We start from the raw sequence: 25,002 nt of genomic DNA, 5'->3' as shown, positions 1-25,002 counted from the left end.
CCGGCCTACGGCCTCTGTCCGGTACCGCTCCTTCGCTTGACACGCTGGACTTGTGCCTTATTCCGAAACGGAGGAAAGCCGCGCCGCTGCTGATACTATCGCAAACTTCTTATTTACTTTCATGTCATTTTAGTTTATAATAGTAAATGTAGAGGTTACGATAATAACACTTGAAGGAGATGGCGAAATGTCCATAACGACAGAAAAAGCGTATTACCTAAATCTTGAAACGAGCAAAGTAGAATTGCATTTTGACAAGTCCGAGTATAAAGCGTTACCCGAGCAACAAAAGAAAGAACTTCAACGGTATTTCTTGTTTAGCGGCTCCCGTTCTGCTTGGGTTTCGAGGAGCACCAACAATCATTATTCTGCGATCCAGACGGCAAAGGAATTAGGCTTTGTGGATGGGGGTAAAATTGGGGAACGCCTTTCCTACGCCGAACAGCTGCAAAGGAAATCAGAAAGGGCCGAAGCAAGAGCCGAGCGATATGAGCAGTACGCGGACAATGCCGAACGCAGAGCAAAGGCAATGCAATCGGATTTTAAAGAGAATGCGAAAGATTGGTCATGGTTAACGCAGCCGAATATTAACAGCAGTAGAGGGAGAGCATTCACAAAACAGCGGGAGCGGATTGTGGAAAGATATGAACGGGGGTTTGAGGCATACAGAAAGAGCGAGTATTTCAAGGAACGGGCTGCGACTGCACAAGGTACCGCAAGTAGAGAACAGCTCAACAATAAGACATATCTGAATAACCGCATCGAAGAATGTAACAAGAACATACGAGCTTTACAGAAAAATATCGTAAAGGCCGAAGAATGCAATAATAGCGAGTGGATAGATTCGCTACTTGAAAAAATGGAGTATCAAATAGATAAATTAGCGTTTTTTCAGAACTGTATGGATGAGCTGGGGGGCGTTGCGTATAGCAAAGATAACGTCAAGGCTGGTTATCTTGTGAAAATTCGTGGTCGCTGGGAGACAGTGATTAAGGCAAATCCAAAAACGGTTGAGGCGAAGTGCCATGCATCCGGCTTGATCTTGAAAAATGCTTATGCCGAGATTCAAGAAATGAAAATCCCGGAAGGCTGGACAGACCAAAAGGAAAAGTTAGAAAACCCGTTTAAAGTTCGTGACATACTCATAACCTCATTCGCAAGTAATGCAATAAGGAAAGCTTTTCAAGTTGTTAAGACGACAGATAAGAATGTCGTTATTCAGGAAATCAAGGTCGAGAGCGGTCAACCTTTGATCGATCAATTTGTAAATGATAAGCAAGAACGCCGAGTTGTTAAAAAGGATCGAGCCGGTAATTTTGTGGCTAATTACGATGATTGGTATTTGTATTTGTATAAGGTCGCCGGGGCAGCTTCGTAAGCTGCCCGACCAACCCATAAGAGAGAAATCACGGGAGGGATTAAACATGGATCCGAAGTACATTGAGATTTTCAGGCAGCTGTATAGCAGACTCACCACTCCGCAAATTAACGAGGCTCTTAGAGCGGCAGGATTCACGCATTCCGATTGGATGGATTTTCTGGCATTCATGAAAGGCCAGAAGACAGAGTAAAGCCAAGCGCCGGATCAGCCTGCGCGAGCAGCCGCCACCCCTAAAAGCGAAGCGACCCGGAGAAAAGCACTCCGGTTCCATTCGCTTTTTTTGCTGCGCTGCGCTCCGCAAAGCGGGGTACCTGGCGGAGCGAACCACCACCCCAATTCTCGCCCCCATGAGGGGGCTGCGACCGCCATAGCATGGCGGCTCCGCAAATATCAACCCCACCAACCTCCCCAGGCTTGGGGAGGCTCCCTCGCCGGGATGCAGGTTCCCGAACGCAAGGTTCGGGAACGACATTCAGGGTCGGAGAAGGGAAGCCGCTTGCGTCAAGGTCGGTCGCTCCTTATCCTCCGCCGGCCTACGGCCTCTGTCCGGTACCGCTCCCTCGCTTGACACGCTGGGCTTGTGCCTTATTTCCGAAACGGAGGAAAGCCGCGCCGCTACTGATATTATCGCAAACTTGTTATTTACTTTCATGTCATTTTAGTTTATAATAATACATGTAAGGTAATTCATTTTGTTGTATGATAGATTTTAGTTAATAAGGTGAAAGGCGGGACGCCGGATCGATGACAAAGATTAAAGAGAATGCTGGGCTTATGGCGATTGTGGATCAACGACTAGCCGATTTGAAAGCAATTATTGAAAGCATGGATGAAAAAAGAGGTCGTAATTTTCTACAATGGCTGGGGACACAGAACCAATATTTACAGTGGGAGATTGGATTTAACCCCAAAAAGCTAAAGCGTTACAAGCGCGGAGACGTTGTACATATACAGTTTGGGTTTAATACCGGATCGGAACACGGCGGGCCTCACTGGGGAGTTATCCTAGATGATAATAAGAAATCAAGCCCGACAGCAATAGTCATGCCGCTAGGTTCGTTAGATGAAGAGCAAACGGAGTCAGATGTACATGCGGACGACGTATTTTTAGGGCAAATTACAAGCATCAATAGTAAGCTCGTCTATGGACTACCTAACCAAATACGAGCTATCAGTAAGCTTCGTATAACGAAGCCTAAAAAAATAGAAGATAAGACGTATCGACTTACGAATGACCAATTGGACTTAATAGATAAAAAAATCTTCCCGTTATTCTTTTCAAATTCCAAAGCTATTTATGAGGTTGCAGCATCCCTTTTAGAGGTCGCCAGCGGCAATAAAATGGATGAAGAATAATTGACATTGTTTATGTTTAAGCGTATAATTACAAGTGTCATAAACAGCGCCCTAGCGGCCCGGAAAACATACAGCAATCTAAAGAGAAAGCCAATCCCTAGCGGATTGGCTTTTGACGTTTTATACCCAGTCGCTCCAGACGGATCGGCTATTCTTTTTGTACAGAATGTTACTATAGTCAACTTTTTATTTACTTTAATATCGTTTTAGTGTATAATAGTAAATGTAAGAAGGACACAGTGCAAGGGCGAAGAGGGGGAACCTAACCCCTTCAAAAATAAAAGAGCAGCACAGTTTCCGCAAACTGTCTGCTCCGAGGAAGAAATTTGACCGTTCCTTCCTCCCAAATATACACCACCAAAAAAGGGAGTGCAATACACAAATGGCGATCGTGCATATTTTAGCAAAGCTCGTAGATTCTGAACAACCGTACACCTACATTTTTCTTTTGGCCCTGGGGTTTCTCACGCTGGCCATAGTGGTTAGGAACTGGATAATCGGCAGTATTGAGATAGTGACGGTAACGACGTATGAGTTCGAGTTTGAGGGTGACGACGATGAGCTGGAGCCGTGGCCTCTCCATCCAAGAATGACGTTAGAGCAAAGTGAGCGGATACTAGAAATCGGCTAATAAGAGCCCCCCTCTTTGCCACCTATGATGTAATACATGTCTCACAAAAAAGTAATACATTTCTCATACATTAGTATGAGAAATGTATTACTTTTTTTCGTTTCCGACCCATACGTCTGCCACGAGTACGCGCAATGCCCGCTTTTCTTTTGCCAATGGTATTTGTTTTATATACTAGTAATTCGTTTGCCCCCCGTCCTTATGCGGCTTTCGTGATTTCATTGACTTGGCGGTTCTGGCTCGACTTAACGAATCGCTGCGCTTTCGTCTGCACCAGCGTCTGCGCTGCTGATCCGGCAGTGACTATTGGAGCGCTGCTGCTCCGCCTTCTGACTCTCGGCCTCGCTTTCATCGTCGCTTTCCGGACGGCGATCCGCTGTCTGTCACCTATCGGACGCGGCATCTTTCGCCAAGCCAAAGCTCGGCGTAATGGCCTCGCTATGACGGTATATAGGAGCCGTCTACCGTATCGCCTACAGCTACGTCTAGCCCCCGTTAGAACGCCCAAATGGGGCGTTACGGAGGCGTAACATAGCAGGGCCAGGACGGGGGCGGCGCGAAGCGCGGCCCCGTTCCTGCCGACCCGAGACGTTAGTCGAGTGGTTGCAGGATAAATAGATGCGTCACGCATCTATTAAAGCCTTGCTGTGCAAGGCTGTTACGCGTTACACGCTTATTTTTTTCGTGCATCACATATTCGTTTTTTCCTTATGTAGCAAGGGATTTCAGTGTTTTCTTAGGTCTTTACCGCCTCTGGCATCATTTGGTATACTAGAAACGTGAGAAATTATGGAAAGCAGGGTGCAGCCGATGGCAAAAGGACGTACTAAGGCAACAGGCGAAACCGTCAGGAGTATGCCCCAGGTTCGAATACCAAGCGTTCTCTATCATGACCTGGAGAAAATTGCCGAGAATTTCAACACATCCATTACCCAGGAGGTAGAGAAGGCCGTTAGCGCTTACGTCAAAAACGTGCGAAACAAGCGTATTCAGGAAACTTCCTTACTAGGTGACATTTCAAGGCAGCTCAAGAGAATGGAGGATCGGCTTGCGGCTCTTTCGGCCAAACAGGGAATGGATACGGCTACGGCGGTGGAGCTGCTTCTTGTAGCGCTGGGGAACAAGCGAACGGACGACGAGATTGATCGCATGTATTGGGAAGCCAGGAAGAAAGCCGTTATCAAGTTTACAAGGAAGCTGATGAAAGAGGACTTTGACCCGGACGAGCTGGTTGCGGCGGCTGCGGAAGATGAGGAAGGTGAAGAATGAGCAAGGCCGCGAAGTCATCTAAGCGTTCGCTTGTCATGCTCCGACATATCTACACGAAGGATCTTAAACACGCTAAAAATCAAGTGTATTACATAGTGAATCGGTCCCAGGAGATGGAAAGGGAAGAACGGGAGATATTTGACGCGTCCTCCTCTAACCCGGATTGGGCCAAATTTGCGAAGGAGCTGGACAACCGATCGACCCGACACTTTAAGCAAATCAAATCTCACCATTTGACGATTTCGATGCGGAGGGCAGACTATGATCGGTACGGTGGAGATTATAAAAAGATGATTCGCGAGATGATGAAGGACTTGGAACGCGAGAAGGGAATGAAATTGGACTGGATTGCGGCCACACATATGAAGGCTAACAACCCGCACGTTCACGTCATCATCAAAGGTGTAGGGGTTAATGAGCAAGGGAAGACGAAGCGGTTATTTTTTAAACGAGAAGATTATAAGCAGATGCGGGGATCGCTATATTCTGTCCTTCGGGATAACCGAGCAAGACAAAGGACGATAGAACGAATGGCCCTGCGGGAGATGCAAGAGCTGCGAAGGCTTGAAAGGGAGCGAATGAGGGCAGACCGACAGCAGCAGCGAGAACGGGTTGGGCAAGTGCGGGATACTGCTAAAGTGGGCAGATCGATCTTCGTACAGATTCGCCAGCTCATGGCCGAGGAAGAACGGCAACGTGAATGGGAACAGCAACGAAATCGTAGAGGGCGGGGGGATGATCGATAAATGGGTGAACGTATACGCGCATTTGCAACGAATAAGAAAGTCATCGCGAATTTTGTTATTGCCATTATTTTTCTGTCCATTGTTGAATTTTATGGATTGGCTCTCCTGTCGCTAGTGATGGCCCAGGGGGGCGTATTCGATGTGGGGGATTCCTTTCAAAAGAATTACGTCAAAGCTCCCTTCTATACGGCCAAGGTTATAGTGAAGCCGGATCTTCCGATGCAAGCAAAGGCTCATCAAATTTGGCTCTCGTTGCAGCTCCCGGCGCTTGGCTTGGCACTGGCAACGATTTATAAGGCATCGAAGCATAACAAGGCGCTAAAAGCAAAAGATGCTTCTGACTATGGGGCACATGGAACCTCTAGGTGGGCGACACCTAAAGAAATTAAGTCATCGTACGTCAATATTGAAGAAAAGAAGGGTGTTTTTCTCGGCAAGATCAAAGATAGTTATTGTATTCACCCTATTCCTCCGACTGTCTACACGGAAGAGGATAAGAAAAAAATTGATCTAAACCAAAACGTAATTATTTTTGGTACATCGGGGGCTAAAAAAAGTAGAACTGTCGTTATTCCAAACGTATACAAAGCAATCGAAGATGGATTTTCTATTGTTTTAACGGATACTAAGGGTGACGTATACAATCAAACCGTCGATCTTTTAAAAAAGAATGACTATGAGATTAGGGTTCTGAACTATTTGCGTCCCGATCAAAGTGACGGATACAACAATTTAGATTTCCTTGCGGACGCATCCGAAGTCATTACTTTCGTCAATAACATTGTAAATAATACTGTCAATCCGCACTCTACATCGGATGAAATGTGGAAAAATGCAGAGCAAGCATACATAACCGCTTGTATTCTATATATCAAGAGTTTTAGGCCAGTGGAAGAAAGACATATGCCGTCCTTACTTGAGTTTGGAGTTTGGGGAGCCAACAACCAAACCGCAATGGACATTTTATTCGATTCGTTGCCGCCAAGGCATTTGGCCGTTCGTTACTACAACGTATTCCGTATTGCCGAATACCGTGTACGTTCAGGCATTTTGATCGGTTTTGCTACTCGTTTGCAATTGTTCCTAGATCCGGGTGTAGCTCATATGTGGTCCCGTAGTGATTTTAGCTTAATGGATCTAGGTAAGAAAAAAATGGCTTTATTCATCTTAATACCAGATAAAAACACGACATACAAAATGCCTATCGCTTTAACATGGTCACAGTTATACCAAGACTTGTATAGAGTTGCCGAGGAGAATGGAGGGAAGTGTCCCGTACCGGTGCGCTGCATAAAGGACGAGTTTTTGAATATCGGTACGATCGTTAATTTTGAAACCATAACGAGCACTTGCCGTTCTCGGGATATTTACCTCATGCTCATAATTCAGGCGTTGCCGCAGTTTAAAAATCGATATACCAATGATCGCTGGGCGGAAATCTGGGGAAATATGGACACCACAATATTCCTTGCGACAAATGATTTAGAGACAGCTAAATTCTTCTCTGAACGGATTGGACAAACAACTCTCCAGATTCAATCGATTTCAGAGGGTGGAAAGGATCAACGAACTAATGAAAACTTTGTTGGTAGGGCGCTTATGCAGCCTGCCGAATTAATGAAGCAAGATCGAAGTAAACTAATCGTTATGCAGAACGGCAGAAATCCGGCTGAACTTGATAAAGTTGATTATATGGAAATGGGGTATGAGTTTGAAAAGGGCGATTGGACGAAACTACCGTTACATTCGGACTTAGAAATTCCACTTGCCGACTATCGGGCCGAGCTAGAGGAATACATGCAAAAGGCGCTTGAACTGATGTCCGAACAGCAGGGGATCGTCTACAAGAAGCCGAGAGAAAAGAAGGACGAAGAGGGCGAGAGCGGCGAGGCAAAGCCTAAAAAATCTCGCAAGAAAGCGGAGGATGAAGTCGCCGCGACATCCGAAGGCGGCGAAGCGCCAAAACCAAACCGGAAGAAGAAAGAAACCTTGGCAGCGGATCCGGGCGCGGCAGCAAAACCGAAAGGCGAGGACCCAAGAGATGAAGGAGGCGGAGATCCAGGACCGGAGCCACCACCAAATGATGATTATGACATTTTTTAAGGATAGCGGGAAGCGGATGAACTAGGCCACTTCCCTTTTTCTATTGGCGAAAGAATCGTCCTGGCGCTACGATTCCGGCCGACGTCGCCAGCGTAGGTCCTCTTACGGAAGCACCAGGAGCGTGCATGAGCTGCAGCTGTTCGGTCCGGCCATCGTCGCCGGCGCGCCGGTGCAAAGCCGGTCCTTCTTCCGGAAGCACCAGGAGCGTGCGCTGCAGCTGCCGGTCCGGCCGTCGTCACCGGCGCGCCGAACGCAAAGCCGGTCCTTCTTCCGGAAGCACCAGGAGCGTGCGTTGCAGCTGCCGGTCCGGCCGTCGTCACCGGCGCGCCGAACGCAAAGCCGGTCCTTCTTCCGGAAGCACCAGGAGCATGAGCTGCAGCTGATCGATCCGGCCACTGTCGCCAGCGTGCCGGCGCAAATCCGGGCTTCATCCGGAAGAATCAGGAGCGCGAGCTGCAACTGCTCGGTCCGGACGCTATCGCCGGCGTGCCGGCACAAAGCCGGTCCTCTTCCGGAAGCACCAGGAGCGCGAGCTGCAGCTGATCAATCCGGCCACTGTCGCCAGCGTGCCGGCGCAAATCCGGGCCGCATCCGGAAGCACCAGGAGCATGAGCTGCAGCTGATCGATCCGGCCGTCGTCACCGGCGCGCCGAACGCAAAGCCGGTCCTTCTTCCGGAAGCACCAGGAGCATGAGCTGCAGCTGATCGATCCGGCCACTGTCGCCAGCGTGCCGGCGCAAATCCGGGCCGCATCCGGAAGCACCAGGAGCATGAGCTGCAGCTGATCGATCCGGCCACTGTCGCCAGCGTGCCGGCGCAAATCCGGGCCGCATCCGGAAGCACCAGGAGCATGAGCTGCAGCTGCCCATCCGGTCGTCGTCGCAAGCGCCGGCGCAAATCCGGGCTTCATCCGGAAGAATCAGGAGCGCGAGCTGCAACTGCTCGGTCCGGACGCTATCGCCGGCGTGCCGGCACAAAGCCGGTCCTCTTCCGGAAGCACCAGGAGCGCGAGCTGCAGCTGATCAATCCGGCCACTGTCGCCAGCGTGCCGGCGCAAATCCGGGCCGCATCCGGAATCACCGGGAGCGTGAGCTGCAGCTGCCCGTCCGGCCACTGTCGCCAGCGCGCCGGCGCAAATCCGGGCCGCATCCGGAATCACCGGGAGCGTGAGCTGCAGCTGCCCGTCCGGTCGTCGTCGCCAGCGCGCCGGCGCAAATCCGGTCCTTCTTCCGGAATCACCAGGAGCGAGAGCAGCAGCTGATCGCTCCGGCCGACGTCGCCGGAGCGCCGGAGCAAATCCGGCCTTCCTCGGAAGCACCAGGAGCGAGAGCAGCAGCTGTCCCGTCTGGCCGCTCTCGCCGGCGTGCCGGAGCAAATCCGGTCCTCTTCCAGGAGAACCAGGAGCGAGAGCAGCAGCTGATCGGTCCGGCCATCGTCGCCGGCGCGCCGATCCTCCGGAAGAAACCGGGGGCGAAAACTATAGATAAACATTGCTGTATTACGCATGTTATAATAAAAAAATAACCCTGGAGAAAACCTCCAGGGTTATTTTTTATTGGTTGTAGTCTGATCCGCCAGGAACAAATTTATCTATGATCGAATCTTTCATTTGGAAACTTGTTGTTTTCGTTCGTACTTCACCGTCTTGGAAAGTGAAAACAAACAGAACGCTGTATGTCCCATCTGGAATCATTGCCCAGTGTTTTTGCCAAGCCTCACCTTCCATTGATGCAGCCGTACCGGATAAAGTTATGGTTTGGTTATAAGTTGGTTTCTTATTTGCTTTGTCTGTCAGTAACATATCAGGCATGTCTTGATTCGGTTCTCCTAGGGAAAACTGAACGGATACCGTTGCTAAATTGTTCCCAGTCACAAAAGCTTCCACTGGTTCTCCACCAAAGAATTCAGCCATTTGTCTGTTGTTGCGTACTCTGGCTTCCTCAAAGGCTGTGTTATGTTTGAGTCCGAACGTATAAATTTGATTGTTGTTAAAGTAGAGCCAGGTATCAAATGACCAATCTGACCATGCATACCCATCGTAGACCCTTACTCTAACACGCAATTTTTGATTCTGCGGTAAGTCTTTGGTCGGAACATGAATTCCTGATGTGCTGGACGTATTTTGTGCAATCTGGCCAGAATCGTAAACAACATTGGTATTTGCTTCGTTTACAACTTGCAGCTGATATGCTTTGAAAACTGTTCCTTCGTCTGGATCAGTTTGTGTCCAGCTTAGTGTTGGTCTGGCGGTAAACACAATTGTGGGATTACTTTGTGTACCAGATGGATAAACCATAGTTGCTACTGGAGGCCTGTTCAGGAACATCCATGTCTGATCAGACCAAACCGACCATGTGAATCCGTCGAATACCCTCACCCGGACCCTTAATTTTTGATTTGTAGGCAAGTCACTGGGAACTGCCCAGCTTCCTATCGAAGAGGTAGAGCCTTGGTAGTATTGGCCGGAATCAAGGATCATCTTATCGTTCGCCTCATTGGTAATTTGAATTTGAAAATATGTGAATGTCGTTCCCGGGTCCGGGTCACTTTGGTGCCATTGTAGCGTCGGCCGCAGGCTGTTAAAGACTGTCGGATTATCTTGCGTACCGTCGGGAATGGTCATTACCGCAACCGGCGGACGATTGGTAACCATCCAGCCGATATTCGACCACCCGGACCAAACAAGGCCGTCATTGACCCTAACGGTAGCTTGATATTTCTGACCTAGCTGCAAGCTTTGTGAAATTGTCCATTGAGCGGTTGTTGCTGTTGTCCCTTGCGGCTGAATGCCCGAATCGACGACGACGTTGCCACTCTCGTCCTTGATAACGACCTCATACGCCGCAAAAACTGTTCCGGGATCAGGGTCCGTCTGATTCCACTTGATCGTGGGAGTCAGCGTGCTCACGTAGCTTGGGCTTGCTTGCGTTCCGTCCGGGAACGTTAACACCGCTGTCGGTGGATTATTTGAGATCGGTATGCTTACGTTAATACTCTGATCATACCAATCGCTCCAAAGCCCATCCTCTTGCATAACGGCCTCGCTGATGACGTAAGTGCCGCTTTGATTCGGCCGGCTCGGGAATCCGTAGGCCGCAGTTCCGTCTGGCGCGGTATACTTCCATATTCGGTCGAAGATACCGCGGTTATTTTCATAACCGGCTTGAAAGTTTGTCGTGCTTAGCCAGTGGTCCGGATCGTAGCTTTGATCCGTATATCCCAGCGTATGATCGGCGTTCTCATATACCGTAAAGACAGCAACCGGCAGGCGGACCGCCTTGGCGTACTGCGTGTACGGATCCGACAATTTGCTGTAGGAGCTGAACGTTCCGTCCGCATATGTGTACGGCGCCGGCGACGGATCGTCCGCGACCTGATAATCGACTTTGAAGTACCCGACTCGATTAAGCGAAGCGTTTGGCGAACTGACGACCTGATTATTGTATGAGTTAGCCGGAGGCACATCCGAGTAGCCATCCCCTGCATTAAGATATTTGTACGGCTGCTCGTTCGTAAATGTCCATTTCACCGTTTCCGGCCGTGCCGGATCGCCTTCAGGATCGTTGTAATTTACCGAGTACTTAATCGGATTGCCGACGACGACGACGTTGCCCAAATATTTCGTACCCGGTCCGTCCAGAACGGTAACGTTTTTAAACTCCGTACCCGCCTTAGTCGCATAAAGCCCGTACATGCCGTTCTCGGTGATAGTGGAGTCGTACACGTCGATGATCAATGCCCCGTTGACATAAACTTTGATGTGATCGGCAGAGACTTTGATTTTCCCACTTGCAAACGTGTTCGGTGCAAGCGGGAACGCCTTCGATTTTATGACCGTCCGAACGCCGTTTACATAAGCAACAAGAGAAGTGGTGTTCGTATCATTTTCGACCCGGTAAAAATTCAGATGGTCTTTCATTCGGAAGGAAAATCCAGACGTTTCGTTCGCCTTCGTTGTACTGGAAAACTTAAACGCGTAGGTGAACTCGCCGTTTTGATTGTTGGCTGACGGGCTATATAGCTGTCCGGACGTGAAATAAGGTTCTTTCCTGGCCGTAGATGTAAGCGAGCCGCTATAGTAAAACTCACGATCATCGTAATAGGTGTGCGCTCCTCCACCCGACGCCCTTGACTGCCAAACCGTATGCACTTGCAGTACCAATTCGCCTTCATTAACGATGTTCAGAGCTTGTATGTACGTGCCAACGTCCCAATAATCGCCGGCATCATTGCTTCCGTGGGCGAACGAGCCCACAGTCATTGTTTTGGTCAAAGTGCCATTGTTTAGATTGATTTGGGTTAATTGAACGGTTCCCCCGGTAGCCACGGCACAATATAGCTGCCCGTCTTTTGTTATGGCATAAGCTCCATGATTGCCGGCTGTAACTATGCAAGCGTTGGCAGGGACCGACCAAACGAGATTTCCGTCCCAATCGTAGGCTCTGCCTCCCGATGTGACAATCAGATTCTTGTACGTTCCGGCAATGGTTTCCCGGTAAGTCAGCTGAGCTTTTTGCAGGCGACTACCATCGGAACCCTTTCGGATGTACAACCAGGATTCCATAATGGTCGGGGCATATGTCGGTTCATCTGTAATGACATAAGCGAATCTGGACAAATCGGGACTAACAGCTGTAATTTTGCTGGGCGTGATATTATTACGAACATCACCGAAGTTCCAGTGATCGGTATCCGTAGATAAAACCGCCCATTGCTGAACGCCATCGACGTTTTTGACGTAATAGGCTCCAGAAACAGAATAGTACGGGGCCGCTCCGCTGTGCTTGTCTGGGCGCAGACCGGATGGATCGTTGTAATTTGATGCTTTATCCGCACAATAATTTGAGCATCCCCAGTCTAATTTTATAGAACTTGCAACCGTGTAGGGTTGGCTCAAATCAATCCCGTTATACGGGACATTGTTATTAGTCAAAATCGGTACATCGTAGACAGCCGCGTTCTTTAACGTTCCGCTGCTTGTTTTATACCAATTGGAACCGGTCGTCATCTCGCCATCCAACGAAGTTCGCGAATATCCGAGCAGCGCGTCCACAGAGATCGGCGTCGGCAAGCTTAGTGCCGGTGGATTGTACGCCCCTGCCATCGTGAACGTCGCACTTGGGGAATCGTTATCTACTTCGAAATAGACTGTCTTCGAATCTGATTTTTTATAGCCCAAACCTTCTTGAATAAACACGTCCATTTTACATTTGCCTACTCGCGTCGGCGTGTAGTAAATATACCCATTGGCGTCCCTGGAGACTGTTATAGACGTTTCATCTGCGTAGGAGCCGTTATTGTTTGTATCGCAGGTGATTTTGTTTGTATGGACTGCGATCGGATCATCATCAGGGCTGTAACTGGTATCCTGGAACACCATCTGATTTCCACGCATTCCCGTTCCGGGGTTAACGATTTGTGCAATCGGTGGCAAATCCGGAAGTACCGTAAGTATTTTGACATCCGGCCCCAAGGAACACAATCCCATGTTGTCGCAAACGCCCAATTTAATAGTGTAATCGCCAGGATTTGCATAGTAGGTCGAGTACGTATTATGCCAGTCATAACTAACGATGGAATTTCCTTTTGGGCTGTAACTGCTGGCACCACTAATTAGCGGCGTAAATGTTCTCCCTTCTACGACTTTCGGCGGAAGTGAAATGACCGGTATCGGGTTTGGATACATTACATCGAGACTTGCTGTTACTTTAGACGTATTCCCACAATAATCAGTCGCGTATACGTCAATTGAATGCGATCCGATCTCCGCCGCCGTTAACATCATGCTGAAACCAAAAGAATAACGATCATCGTGTGTGTACGGGTTGCCGTACAAGTCAACATATTTTTTTAACCATGCATCTTTTGCTATAGCGCCTGCCCAATCCCATGTGAAGTAAAAGGCATCACCGTCAGGGTCCCGTGGGAAAGGCGGCTTAGACTGATTGTCATAAATGATTTGCAAGTCCAGCCAATCGCCGGGAAACGCTTTGGTAGTTGGATTTACGGCACCACTATTGCCGTGGCCTACGAAGCCGGCCTTGAATACCGGCGGTTGATTGGAAGGGGTGCATGAATTTGGAGTTGTGATCGTAAATGGCTTTGGTCCGACGGTTTTTTCCGTACCGCATGAGGTCACAACCTTAAGTGTAACTGAGACGGTTCCTACCCCGATCCCTCCGGGATAAGGCGGGCCGTTAAAGCCTTGATTGCTGGCTTGTGTATTTGAAACAGACCAAGTTGAACTTCCTTGCGTAACAGTCCATGTTATAGTTTTCAGAGTGCAGCTATTCCCCCCCGTTACGGATACAGTTGGATAGAACGTATTTGACTGACCGAAGGGGATTGTTGGTTTTTCGATTGTAAAGTCGGCCTTGATAACTTCCGGACTCCCTCCGCTACCACTACAGGAAGTAGCTGAGGGCGTAAAGGGCTTACTTATTGTGTTATTGCTTTTGGATGCTTCATCAATTGCATTTGTGGAATCCAGCGATACTGTAATTGTTTTTTCAATGCCAGAGGTGAACTTATAGCTGAACGTTCGGCCAAGTCCGATGCCTCCGGCAGCTCCGCTCCAGTCGTCGGTTCGAACTAATGTACCATCCACTCGTATTTCCACTTTGAACGGCGTGGAAGTATCAGGGCCAATGTTTCTTAACTGATATTCAAAATTGACCGTATCTCCAACATTAAAACATTGAACTACTGGAACAATATCGCTCGCAACTAAGTCAGGCTTATCGATTTGTTGGTAAGTAACGTCTACATAGCCTTTATAAAAATATGCGTTCGCATACCATTCCGTTTGTACCTCCATGAGGTAGTTTCGGTCTTCGCCATATGGCTTTCCGGTTGGATCAGACGAACCGTAATAATCAATGCCACCATTTGAAGCATCACTAAGTCCTTTTTCGAACTTTCTGTAGATTTTTATATAATTTTCTCCGCTATTTGTTTTTCCCCAGTCATAGGGAATTACATCATTACTATATAGTCCTGGTTTTGCATAACCTCCCGTAATTCGGACTGAATCCTTCACAACTTTGTCGAGAGCTATAGTATTATTGCTATTATTTAAATAATCTTCTTTGCTGAGATAAAAGATTGAAGGCGGCGGTGGATCGTAAGAAGCCGTCACCCCAGCACCATAATAATTCCAATTCGGCGAGAAACCTTTTAAGCCGTCATATCTCAAGTCATCTGGATAAGCAATCATTGTAGAACTATTTCTAGCATGTCCTTGCGTAGGGATTAGTCCCGGGTATTGTGAATAGCCTGTTCCGTCATAGGTAGAAGTATCAGCATCAAATTGCATTATGGGAGTATACTTTCCTGTATGTTCCCATCCTTTTCCGTCAGGAAGCCTGTATATATGGTGACCAGGATTTGTAGATTCCTGGCTGTATAATGCACCAATTTGCCCCGCTAAATTAACCATGTTCAGATTATAACCTTGTAACGTAGCATTTGACGATTTGTCTAGGTTATTAACAAATAACTTCCAAGACTTTATTTCACCCGTCACTTGACCATCAAGTTTAAAGGTAAAAGATTTAGTGCTTTCAGGGGATACATATTCTTTTTGACTAGTGTCAGCTATAAGACTATCGAAATTAATGTAAATCCTCTTTGTTTGTGGAGCCGAAGCAGAAGCTGGCATATCGAGCAATGGGATAAGAAGTTGAATTGACAGTATGATAAGTACTACAAAATTAATAGGCTTGTATATTCTTCTCATTCAATTCACTTCCCAATAACAAAATTTAAATGCTCCGACTGAACCTTTAAATCTACCCTGGGTGTGTTGCCTAGTTTTAATATTCTTTCAATGTCTTCTTTTTTTCCATTGAAACCCAGCCAGCCTTGATACTCTCCAACTTGATCCATCCATATAGGTTTCAGATCGTTGTTCCGCGTAAATGAACCAATAAAATCGACCATCGATATGGATTGTCTAGGATAGAAAACGTAATGATCTTTCTTCGTTGTGTTTTTCATTGTGATATCGAATGCCATTGAGTATGAGTTTTCCCCATTTCCAATGCGTCCATCATTATAGAGATTGGAAAAAATAGAGTTTGGATCAGAATGATCGATAACAACAACTTTATTGATTACCATTTCAAAGCCTTCTCCGACATGGTACGTGAAGGGAAATTCTTTCACTCGGATCCCCCACATAGTTTCAAAATTACTGCCTCTCAATTCAATTTCTGCAAAACTGGCTGCTGCCTTATCAATTTCCAATTTTCCACCGTTGTTAGCAGTCAATACTCTCTCGACGATTGTCACGCTCTGCGCCCGTGTCGTCGCTTTATCCGTTCCCAATTCGCCACCGGCGAGTCCCTGGATCAATCCCGTTTTTGTGGCATTATACAAGAAGGATTTATCATCCATATGTACGGACGCATTTTGCAAATTTTTCGTTGTAGCACGGACACCAATTCTCGCCATTTCCAAGCGGCTTATTGGCGTATTCCAGTCACCTGTTGTAAAGTCGTTCCATCGATGGATACCGGCTTTCACAGCTGCATTGATGTAAGGGGTATACCAGTTATCTCCACTTCCCGACTTGGCAACCTCAAGCTTTAATGCGGTAACGGTCATCTTCATGAATTCAGCCCGACTTATGTTTTGTTCCGGTCTGAATGTTCCGTCCTCATAGCCGTCCAAATACCCTTTCTGTGTTGCCAATTCTATTGCGGATTTTGCCCAGTGACCTTGAATGTCCTTAAAGTTGGGCAGAGTGGTAGCCACAGCTAATTGATCAACTGAGCTTGCTTCAACGGGCATCACCGTCTTATTGCAGCCACTCAGAATCATAATGGAAGATGCTAGTAAAAAAATTTTCTTTTTCATGTCGTCACTCCTTAAAGTTAATGATGAATGGAATATATCATAATATAATACAAAAGTAAATTAATATTTTATTTTTGTATTATCCATGAATGGAGTTGATGATGTAACAATAACTTTCTGAAAATAAATTATAGTACCAATGGCATACGATCGTACACACTTCTAAAAATATATTTTTCGACAACAAGTTTCGACAAACATCTACATATATAAAGTGGTAATATGTTTTATGCATTAGTAAATAAGACGAATTTCCTAATTATTCTAAAATTTACTTCACTGATAAGGGCAAACTTCCCGAAAGGGGAGGGCGCAAAGCCACGGGTCTAAAGCATTAGAAATGTATGCTATGATAGCCGGGTTACCAAAGAAGGGTTCTAAAAAAGCCCCATATTTGGGGCTTTTTTTAATGTCAAAAACATTTATTATGTTGTATCTCATAGTTCTTTTTTCAATAATGCGGCTAATTTTTTTGGGGCGTCATTCCCATATTTTTCGATAAATTGCTGCATTTCAGGTATGAAATATAAGTCGAGGGCCTGCATAACTGAGTCCTTTATATCCATATCTTTGTCGACCTTTCTACGTTGAAGTGGTTTTTTGAAACGCACATCGATGTTCAGAGGGTACTTATCTGACAAATTTTTCACCTTCGCCCTTTCATTATATAATCCATCAATATACAATACAACTAGTAGATTAAGATATTAACAAACTAATATACTACTTGACTAGTAGATTGATAGATTTATATACTGGTAATAAATTCTCTTGTGCCATTATTCTACAGGAATTTTGAGTAGTTTGGTAGACAAGAGACCCCCATTAAACGTAAACGGAGGATTTAGATGTTTAATAAAAGATGGATTATTGTAGGGGTTATCGCAGCAGGTATTTCGGCCATGTATTTTGTGAATCAGAATTCCTACCCCAAGGTATGGGTAGCGTCAAAAAAAATTCCGAAAGGTTCAGTTTTAAAGAAAGATTACTTTCATATGGAGAAGGTGAAAGACAAAAAAGGCTGGATGATCGATGATGAGAGCTATTTTAATCGTACCTATGCCAAAGAAGCTATGAACCAAGATGAATATTTGAGTCGCAATGATATCGCCTTAAAACCGCTCATAGAGATTCAACCGGGAGAAGTTATCGTCGGCGTAAAAGCCATTAATAAAGATGAGGTTGTGGCCTGGCAGCTCCAGCGGGGCGATCAAGTATCTATTGAGTCTTATGATCGTGAGAAAAAGGAATCATTCCAAGATTCCCTTCTTACAAACCTGACAATTGTCGCTATGGTGAACCGTGATGGCTTGGACATCTCGGATGAAAAGGATTCCGACAGAGTTAATATAGAAGCCATTACGGTTAAAATGTCGAAGGAACAAGCGCAAAAATTTGATACATATGCCCGAAAGGGTGATATTCGATTAATGAAAGAACCAGATCCGAAAGGAGTAGCTAAACCGTGAACATCTTTCTTTCGATCAGCAAAGACGTTACCTATAAGAAAATCATGGATCGGATCGGGAAGGAGCACCAAACATCCGTAAATCTCAAGAGCTTGGGCCAGTTTATGGAAGCTATGTCCTCGCAAATACCGGACCTTATTATTGTTGATAAAAATATCGACTTCTATCCAAACGTCGCACAGCTTGAGGGTTCTATCGATATTATCGTGTTTACAGGACAATTTCCAAATCTCATGGACAAGCTCTCGGACAAAATGCTGAATAATCCAGTTCAAGTAAGAGCAATTGAACTTCCCGAAGTGATTCATGAGCCTGATCCGCCAGAGGAAGAGACAATAAAGGAAGTCGCTCCCGCTGACTCGCCATTTTTCAAAAAGCTTAAACAGCGAATGCCGAGTGCGGAGAGAGAGGTAGAAGAAGCAGTAAATGAAGTAACGGCGACGCATGAAGCAGTTGCGAGGGAAGATACTAAACCTAGAGCCGAAGCAGCCCCAACAGAGGTAAGCACGCAAGCTAAATCGAGCGCGCAGGAGGCGATAGAGCCGGATGATTCAAAGAACATTATCAAGACGATCAAGGAACGTAATAACTTAGCAAAAGAAAACGGGCAGCAAGAAGTTTCATCAACAATTAGAACGGGGGTCGTGGACAAGGACCGGAGCCGCTTTCTCAATCATGCTGTCGGTTATTGGTGCGTAGGTTCAAATGGGAAAACAACCCTCGCTCTAAATCAGGCGATATACCTCGGACAGCATATGAAAGTGCTGCTGATGGACTTAAACTTGGTCAACCCTGATATAGCAGATTACCTGAATATCGGGTATCCGAAGGGAAGGACGCTATATGACGCCTATCAAGCCTATTTGAACAAAGACCTTACGGCTGAAACGCTGGATAGTATATTCGTAGAACGGCACGGCATCAAGGTACTTGTCGGAAACCCCGATGTTGTAACACAGGGCGACTTTTCGGAACTGTTCTTTATTACGCTGCTCAAGACAGTTCGGCAGATGTTCGATGTCGTCATAATTGATATGCATACTGATCTTACGGCGGCAGCTGGAATACAACTCTTAAGCTATTGCAACCGGGTTATCATTCCAATCACTACAGATTCCTCTAAGCTCGTTCACACCAGGGCATATATGAACCTCTTTGTCCAAGGAGAAATTACCTTAGATAAAGTTGATATTATCCTGAATCAATTAGTGGAAGGAGGTAAGGTGAACGATTCTTTAGTTCAAGAAGCGGTCCAAAAAAAACCGATTGGCCGTCTCGCTCGGAGTAAAGAATTTACTCGATCTACCGAAGAAGCAAAGCCGCTTATTCTGACCAACTATGAGCCTCTTCACAAATTATGCAGGAAAATTGGGAAACCATATATCGAGGCAATGAAACAACTAGACCCGGCATTTAATGAAGAGGACGAGAATAAAAGATTCCTTGGTAAAGTACTTGACAAATTCTTCAAGAGGAGGGTGCAATCATCATGAACGAGGGTATGACTACTTTGGATATTTCCAAAAACCGGAGTGATCTTCGGGGTTATATAAAATCAAGCATCGAAACAGATGACAGTTTAAAAGATCGTTTTACGGAGAACGTCAAGTTAATCCAGGTAAATATCGAAAAAAAGAAGAAGGAAGCGAAACAACAGACCATCTCGGACGAGACATTATTTATCTGGATCAAAATGGAGATGAACCACAATCAACGTCTTGTCTTGGACGGTATGGACATTGATGCCTTAGCTTTATTATACTCCGATGCTTTTCGGGGATATGGGATTTTGCAGCCTTACGTGACGGATAACCGTTTTTCAGATGTAAAAATGGTGTCTTACGACAAGGTATTCACGAAAGGTAAAAACGGATGGGAACGCCAGCCCGTTCGGTTTAACAACCAGGATGAGGCCGATCGATTCGTTCAAGCCCTATTCAATAAAAATTCTTCGATCCTCAATGTTAAATTTCCATATAACAACTGCATCGACCATCAATACCGTTTCCGACTTAACGGATCGTTCGGGGACATAAACCCACTTGGGGCTTTTGTGGTCATTCGAAAACAGAATCATTACCAATTAAGCGATGGGCAGCTTATTAAGAATGGAACTACGAACGAACACATTCAAGCGCTTATTGAAGTCATCACTTGGTGCATGGTTTCCTTCTTCGTTTATGGCGAACAAAATGTAGGGAAAACGACTTTTCTCGGAAACTGCTTAGACAAGATTTCTGATCCGCGCTATGCCCTAACAACCTTTGAGGATACACCGGAGTTTTGGCTGAAAAAGACAAACTGGCATTCTCACATTACACGTCCCCATGTAGGGGAAGGTTTCGATCCGATTACCTTGGACACCCTGATTCAAAACTTTTTTCGCGAGTCCGGAGAATGGGGAACAGTGGGTGAAGTACGCGGACCCGAAGCGTTCACCATGCTGGGAGGGGCGTCCGGTGGAAATCCTTTTGGTTGCTCGGTACATGCCCCTACTATGGCATTGGCTTGGAAACGGTTGCTCTTTCTTTCCATTCGCATGTCTGGAATGAGAGAGGAAACCTTGGAGGCTTTTTTCAAGCTCTATTTCAAAGTCGGGATTGGCATGGCAACCGAGGGCGATATCAAAGTAGTCAACTCTATATCTTTCGAGGATGACGAGGGCGGATATATTGATGTATGGAAGCGTGTCCCAGAGCAGGGGTGGTTGTTTTCACCGCTGCCGAATTGGTTTGTGAATAAGGCAAAGAATAACCCTTTAATTCCAAGGGAGTTGTTAAAAAAGGCAAGGGTGATCTAATTATGATCTTCTACTTATTCCTTGCTTTGTCTATAGTTGCTTATTTTGTTGCCCGCTGGGATATGAAAGAACAAATTAATAAGACTAATCGGTTCTACGATGAGGAAGAGCAGACCAATAATGGACAGAGTAATGAGCTGGAGAAAATGTCACTTGCCTCCTATTATCTCTCATCCGGTATTGAAATTATTTCCTATCCGATGTTCATTGCAGCCACCATATTCTTTGCCCTTGGTATCAGCTATTTTGTACAGTACAAGCTTGATATGTGGTACATGAGCATTGCGGTATTCCTAGTACTCTATCGGATGGCAACCCAAAGCCTGATCAAAGGAAGCTATTTGCTCAAAAGGCGAATCGATTTAATTACACCAACGATTTTAAACAATATTAAAACGGCATACGCTGCTTCCTCCGAGGACGTAGCAAAGGCAGTTCGTATCGGTATCGAAGATACGTCTGAAAAATTTCAAAAGCCCATCCTAGATTTACTCGCGGGAATTGAGGAAAAAGGAGATCCTCTCGAACTGGCGGCGATTGCAAAACTCCATTACCGAAATATTACGATTCGCTATCTCATCGATGCGATTGCCGAGGAGAAAGTCCAGGGTGGCTACTTCGGCCAGAGGATCCAACAACTTCATGAAGAAGCCGAACAAATCAATGAAGCGGAGATGCAATCAAGAGCACTTACATTAGATTCAAGTATAGCTGTCTATTTTACAGCCATATTAATTTTGATTTTTGATGTAGCCCTTGCTATATGGAAACCGGAATATCTGGCTTTTTTCAAATCGACGCCTCTTGGCGAAGCATTCATGTTTGGTACGGTTATTATGGTTGGGTACACGATTATCCTCGCAGATTCAAAAGGAAGATTGGAGGACTGATGTTTTGATTGTTTTGATTTTCCTTAAAACGTTTCTATTATTTCTTGTCATCCTTAGCATCGGCTTATTAATCTTAAAGCCGCTTGAAAAATATACAACCTTGGGATCGAGCAAAATAAGTAAGTTTGGTTTCCGTGGTACGAATCGACAAAACATTGAGTTTAGAATCGATGAGGAATTAGAAAAAAAATTCATCAAGTGGTTTTCGCCCTCGTTTATCTCTTTTCTCAAACGTGCCGGCGTCAAGTCCATAGGCGAATTTCTTGTCATGAACCTAATAGCTGTCACTGTAACGATCCTAGCGGATTTAGTTGTCTTGTGGTTTTTTTTCGGATACTGGTGGATGGTCATTCCGTTTACAACATGCATGTTTCTTCCCATTGCTCACACCTTCGGAAAACTCCAGGAACATGAAAAAAGTCTCGTTATGCAGGCACCTATTTTTACATCGGTGATTAAACGTGAGTTTGCCCGTTATGGGGATTTTGAAATAGCATTCCGACGAGCATCTTGGGAAACGACTGGATGGATCAGTGGCGTATTTCTAAAGATGGCCGATTACCTCCAGGCAGTAAAAGGAGATGTATCCGGGGCGCTGCAAATTTTCAAGGAACTGAATAATCACGCTATTGCAGAGCAATTTTGCATTGCAATAAAAAACGGTATTGATACCAATAACGTTTCCGCCGGTTTAACGGATTGCTCCAAGACAGCAATTGCTGAAAAGAAAAAATATGTGCTTATTCAGATCAAAAAGAAAGATGCAACTATTTTTATGAACGTTGTTCTTCTGCTCTTTTTTCTCATGGGGCAGATAACATACATCCTTTTTGCCGCCACCAACAACACTTCTATCTTTATCAACTTCAATTAGCGAGGTGATTTTCGAACAAAGCAAAGCGTAGGTGTTGGAAATGGCCAACAAGAAAAAACGAAAAAAAAATTATCAGGGAGATGGGAAAAACATGGAATTTTTGAAAAAATTAGCCACCTATATTGCGTTTATTACAATCTTGGTGGTAGTGGCTGCATATAGCATTCCGAAATTGGAGAATAGCGGCAAGGGAGTTACAGATACCGGTGTTAACACCGTAACCACGGTATCAAGCACTGTAACGTCGAACTAATATAACGTGTGTTATATCGTTAATCGTAGTTGGAGGGATAGAAGTGGATGGATTTTATGGCGGAGTAATTGGTTTTTTCATTCAAATGTATTGCTTCGTTTTACTCATTGGTTTTTTCGTTTTTGGTATCGTTGTATGGGATGTCTCATCGACTATCAACCGAACAATTCCTATAGCTATGCAGCATGGCGGCGTTGATGCCGCCGTGCAGAGCGTAGTTAGATCCGAGCTTGAAGCAAGGCATATCACCGTTATATCTGTTACGGGAAGTGCTCCAAAGACCCCTTGGGGAAGCCAAATCAGCATGAAAATTCATGCCACATATCGGTTATTTGGCGTGGATCAGCCTGTAGGACAACAAGTAAAAGCGACCAGTACGTATAATCAGAGGCAATAACAATGGCAGCCTTTAAACACGGATTCCTAATTGCTGTCTTGACACTATGTACAATGGGCATCGTCGCCAGTCTTATTGCTTGTTTATGGCTTTATAACTATTTATACAATACCGTGAATCAATGCAATACCGCTGTTTATCAGGCCGTCGATTTTACGATCATTCGGGATCAGAACAAAATGAAATTCACTGATGCTAGCCAATCCATGAATTTCTTTCGCCAAACTTTACAAAACGCTTTTTCTTTAGATGGCCAGCTTAACCCAACAGCATCATCCCCGAAAGCTGTAGTCGGACAAGTTCAAATCGTCACTCTAGAGCTAAAGGATGAGGGCGCTCCGGCGTCACTTGGTAACACTTCCGTGAACATGAATACAGCGGTTCGATCCGTTATTAACGTTCCGGTAAAAGTTCCTTTAGTAGGTACTTTCACAAGTAAAGTTGACGTAACGACGATATTACCAATAAGTTACTGAAAAGGAGATGCACGTATGAAGAATCGCTATGCTAAATTTTTGAAGAAGATGATGAATAAGCAAATGTTTGCACGGGTTGCTATGATCAGCGCTGTAGCGTTATTTATGCTTATCCCAAATGCTTATGCAGTTAGCCCCGAAGCACCTCCAGGGGGACTATCGTTTCAGGGGGGAGCAAACAAATTAATAGGCTGGATGTTGTATATAATCCCAATCGGCGGAGGGCTCTATTGTACTTACTTATGGTGGACCGGAATGTTTGGTGTAGAAGATCGCCAGAAGAAGGCTGACGCAAAAGAGAATATCATGAATGTGATGAAATATGCCGGACTTGCTTGGATCGGTGATGCGGTAATAAAGGCAATTTTCCTCGCGCTCGGTATTACTAATGGAAGCTAAGATGTGAGAAATATATGATAAACAAACATTCGTTTAATTATCGAAAAGTCGCATTCTGTCTGATACTTCTTATTATCTTCCCGGCTACTCCAGCGTTTGCCAGCATTCAAGATTATGCCGTAAAAGGCTTTAATGCCGTCCTGAACAGTATTGCTACTGGAATAGCCTCTTGGATGTTCAAGTATTTACAGATGTTTGTTATGAATAGTACGGATTTAAGTAAGTTGGGTAAGAGCATTGGTTTTTATATGGGTTACACCCAATCATTAGGTATTGCTTTAGTTGGATATTTTACAGTACAAAAATTCTTTATCAATTTCGTAAAAGCGGGGATGGGCGAAAACGTCCCTCCCCCTGCAAAAATACTTGGCAAAGCCGTGGTGAGCGGCGTTATGACAGTTTCGGTTAATTTCATACTTGATATTCTAATCGGCATCAATAATGGGATTATCAAGGATATTATCAATATAGGCATAGATGTAAATGCTTTTAAGAGCATGTTCACAGCTCCAGCCGATCTATTAACTGCTCAGAGTGACTTTGCACTATTATTTCTCATCCTGGTTGTTTGCGGGCTTATTCTTTCCGTGATAGGTGGGATTCGATACGCGGAAATAGCATACTTGTACATTATTGCCCCTGTTTTAATGGCGGGAGATACAGCTACTAGTCTCATGGGTAACTTCTTCAAAACAGCCATAGGCATTATTTTTACACAAGCGGTACAAATCGTTGGAATAGGTCTTCTTATTTCATCTATTATGAATCTCGAAGCAGCAGATAAGTTATTTATATCAATTGGCTTCCTGGTCGTTTTAATGAGAGGATCAAAAATGCTTCGGGAATATCTCTATTCGAGTGGAACAGGAGACGGCCTTTCCTCAGCAGGATCTATGGCCGCAATGATGTTTCCTAGTTTAATGGCCCGTGGAGGGGCGCTCAAAGCCTTGGGTAGCGCTGCCGCGGCTAATGTGCCCGGGTTTGGAGGAATGACCAGTAGAATGATAGCACCATCGTTATCTACAAGAACGGGCTCATTTAGCACAAGATAATAGAGGGGTGTACACACAATGGGAAGGTATAAAATCCCCCGGAATGT

23 protein-coding genes and 1 riboswitch are annotated in these 25,002 nt (G+C 45.5%); of the genes, 17 read left to right on the top strand and 6 right to left on the bottom strand.

What is annotated here, in order from left to right:
• Positions 1-187: 187 nt before the first annotated feature.
• The 4 genes from AC3G2T_RS35060 to AC3G2T_RS35045 all read left to right on the top strand — a co-directional run bounded on the left by AC3G2T_RS35060 (position 188) and on the right by AC3G2T_RS35045 (position 3,368).
• Positions 188-1,378 carry a DUF3560 domain-containing protein gene (locus tag AC3G2T_RS35060; protein ID WP_488438372.1) on the top strand — a complete coding sequence of 397 codons (1,191 nt, stop codon included), beginning with the start codon at positions 188-190 and terminating at the stop codon, positions 1,376-1,378.
• Positions 1,379-1,424: 46 nt separating this feature from the next.
• Positions 1,425-1,571 carry a hypothetical protein gene (locus AC3G2T_RS35055; protein WP_488438371.1) on the top strand — a complete coding sequence of 49 codons (147 nt, stop codon included), beginning with the start codon at positions 1,425-1,427 and terminating at the stop codon, positions 1,569-1,571.
• Positions 1,572-2,125: 554 nt separating this feature from the next.
• Entirely contained in the window at positions 2,126-2,737 is a 612-nt protein-coding gene (locus AC3G2T_RS35050; protein WP_488438370.1) for a type II toxin-antitoxin system PemK/MazF family toxin, read from the top strand.
• 382 nt (positions 2,738-3,119) lie between these two features.
• Entirely contained in the window at positions 3,120-3,368 is a 249-nt protein-coding gene (locus tag AC3G2T_RS35045) for a hypothetical protein (RefSeq protein WP_488438369.1), read from the top strand.
• Between the two features lie 199 nt (positions 3,369-3,567).
• Here the strand turns inward: AC3G2T_RS35045 and AC3G2T_RS35040 are convergent, their stop codons facing one another.
• Positions 3,568-3,771: a hypothetical protein gene (locus AC3G2T_RS35040; RefSeq protein WP_488438368.1), complete on the bottom strand. Its 204-nt coding sequence runs from the start codon at positions 3,769-3,771 to the stop codon at positions 3,568-3,570.
• Between the two features lie 407 nt (positions 3,772-4,178).
• Here AC3G2T_RS35040 and AC3G2T_RS35035 point away from each other — a divergent pair, with 407 nt between their 5' ends.
• Genes AC3G2T_RS35035 through AC3G2T_RS35025 form a run of 3 tightly spaced genes read left to right on the top strand, consistent with a single transcriptional unit; the run spans position 4,179 to position 7,486 of the window.
• On the top strand, positions 4,179-4,637 hold the full coding sequence (locus AC3G2T_RS35035; RefSeq protein ID WP_488438367.1) for a hypothetical protein: 459 nt from the start codon (positions 4,179-4,181) through the stop codon (positions 4,635-4,637).
• Positions 4,634-5,383 (top strand): relaxase/mobilization nuclease domain-containing protein, encoded by a 750-nt coding sequence (locus AC3G2T_RS35030; protein ID WP_488438366.1) that lies wholly within the window; start codon positions 4,634-4,636, stop codon positions 5,381-5,383. The genes AC3G2T_RS35035 and AC3G2T_RS35030 overlap by 4 nt, the downstream gene beginning before the upstream one ends.
• Positions 5,384-7,486 (top strand): VirD4-like conjugal transfer protein, CD1115 family, encoded by a 2,103-nt coding sequence (locus tag AC3G2T_RS35025; RefSeq protein ID WP_488438365.1) that lies wholly within the window; start codon positions 5,384-5,386, stop codon positions 7,484-7,486.
• A 475-nt stretch (positions 7,487-7,961) separates the two neighbouring features.
• Here AC3G2T_RS35025 and AC3G2T_RS35020 read toward each other — a convergent pair whose 3' ends face one another.
• From AC3G2T_RS35020 to AC3G2T_RS35000, 5 genes are all read right to left on the bottom strand, one after another.
• The gene (locus AC3G2T_RS35020; RefSeq protein WP_488438364.1) at positions 7,962-8,396 is read right to left on the bottom strand and encodes a hypothetical protein; all 435 of its coding nucleotides are present in this window, start codon (positions 8,394-8,396) and stop codon (positions 7,962-7,964) included.
• Positions 8,397-8,641: 245 nt separating this feature from the next.
• The gene (locus AC3G2T_RS35015; RefSeq protein ID WP_488438363.1) at positions 8,642-8,977 is read right to left on the bottom strand and encodes a hypothetical protein; all 336 of its coding nucleotides are present in this window, start codon (positions 8,975-8,977) and stop codon (positions 8,642-8,644) included.
• 61 nt (positions 8,978-9,038) lie between these two features.
• The gene (locus AC3G2T_RS35010) at positions 9,039-15,224 is read right to left on the bottom strand and encodes a glycoside hydrolase family 78 protein (RefSeq protein ID WP_488438362.1); all 6,186 of its coding nucleotides are present in this window, start codon (positions 15,222-15,224) and stop codon (positions 9,039-9,041) included.
• Between the two features lie 5 nt (positions 15,225-15,229).
• On the bottom strand, positions 15,230-16,345 hold the full coding sequence (locus tag AC3G2T_RS35005) for an S-layer homology domain-containing protein (RefSeq protein ID WP_488438361.1): 1,116 nt from the start codon (positions 16,343-16,345) through the stop codon (positions 15,230-15,232).
• A 277-nt stretch (positions 16,346-16,622) separates the two neighbouring features.
• Positions 16,623-16,714, top strand: a riboswitch (cyclic di-GMP riboswitch).
• A 68-nt stretch (positions 16,715-16,782) separates the two neighbouring features.
• Complete coding sequence (locus tag AC3G2T_RS35000) at positions 16,783-16,986, bottom strand: hypothetical protein (protein WP_488438360.1); 204 nt, start codon at positions 16,984-16,986, stop codon at positions 16,783-16,785.
• A 207-nt stretch (positions 16,987-17,193) separates the two neighbouring features.
• On the opposite strand from AC3G2T_RS35000, the gene AC3G2T_RS34995 reads away from it, so the two are divergent.
• From AC3G2T_RS34995 to AC3G2T_RS34950, 10 genes are read left to right on the top strand one after another with little or no spacing between them, the layout of a single operon-like run.
• Positions 17,194-17,814 (top strand): CpaB family protein, encoded by a 621-nt coding sequence (locus tag AC3G2T_RS34995; RefSeq protein ID WP_488438359.1) that lies wholly within the window; start codon positions 17,194-17,196, stop codon positions 17,812-17,814.
• Positions 17,811-19,307 (top strand): CpaE/TadZ family protein, encoded by a 1,497-nt coding sequence (locus AC3G2T_RS34990; protein WP_488438358.1) that lies wholly within the window; start codon positions 17,811-17,813, stop codon positions 19,305-19,307. The genes AC3G2T_RS34995 and AC3G2T_RS34990 overlap by 4 nt, the downstream gene beginning before the upstream one ends.
• Positions 19,304-20,614 carry an ATPase, T2SS/T4P/T4SS family gene (locus tag AC3G2T_RS34985; protein WP_488438357.1) on the top strand — a complete coding sequence of 437 codons (1,311 nt, stop codon included), beginning with the start codon at positions 19,304-19,306 and terminating at the stop codon, positions 20,612-20,614. The genes AC3G2T_RS34990 and AC3G2T_RS34985 overlap by 4 nt, the downstream gene beginning before the upstream one ends.
• A 2-nt stretch (positions 20,615-20,616) precedes the next feature.
• Positions 20,617-21,504, top strand: coding sequence for a hypothetical protein (locus tag AC3G2T_RS34980; protein ID WP_488438356.1), 888 nt, complete (start codon positions 20,617-20,619; stop codon positions 21,502-21,504).
• 4 nt (positions 21,505-21,508) lie between these two features.
• On the top strand, positions 21,509-22,378 hold the full coding sequence (locus AC3G2T_RS34975; RefSeq protein WP_488438355.1) for a hypothetical protein: 870 nt from the start codon (positions 21,509-21,511) through the stop codon (positions 22,376-22,378).
• Positions 22,379-22,418: 40 nt separating this feature from the next.
• Positions 22,419-22,631, top strand: coding sequence for a hypothetical protein (locus tag AC3G2T_RS34970; RefSeq protein ID WP_488438354.1), 213 nt, complete (start codon positions 22,419-22,421; stop codon positions 22,629-22,631).
• A 43-nt stretch (positions 22,632-22,674) separates the two neighbouring features.
• Complete coding sequence (locus tag AC3G2T_RS34965; protein WP_488438353.1) at positions 22,675-23,028, top strand: hypothetical protein; 354 nt, start codon at positions 22,675-22,677, stop codon at positions 23,026-23,028.
• Between the two features lie 2 nt (positions 23,029-23,030).
• Positions 23,031-23,504, top strand: a complete 474-nt coding sequence (locus AC3G2T_RS34960; protein ID WP_488438352.1) for a hypothetical protein — start codon at positions 23,031-23,033, stop codon at positions 23,502-23,504.
• Between the two features lie 15 nt (positions 23,505-23,519).
• Positions 23,520-23,903 (top strand): hypothetical protein, encoded by a 384-nt coding sequence (locus AC3G2T_RS34955; protein WP_488438351.1) that lies wholly within the window; start codon positions 23,520-23,522, stop codon positions 23,901-23,903.
• A 14-nt stretch (positions 23,904-23,917) separates the two neighbouring features.
• Complete coding sequence (locus AC3G2T_RS34950; RefSeq protein ID WP_488438350.1) at positions 23,918-24,955, top strand: conjugal transfer protein TrbL family protein; 1,038 nt, start codon at positions 23,918-23,920, stop codon at positions 24,953-24,955.
• The last annotated feature ends 47 nt before the right edge of the window (positions 24,956-25,002 follow it).

It is taken from the genome of Paenibacillus sp. sgz302191 (assembly GCF_057749925.1).
Note: the sequence above shows the minus strand (reverse complement) of the source record. Positions and strands in the feature narration are given on the sequence as shown.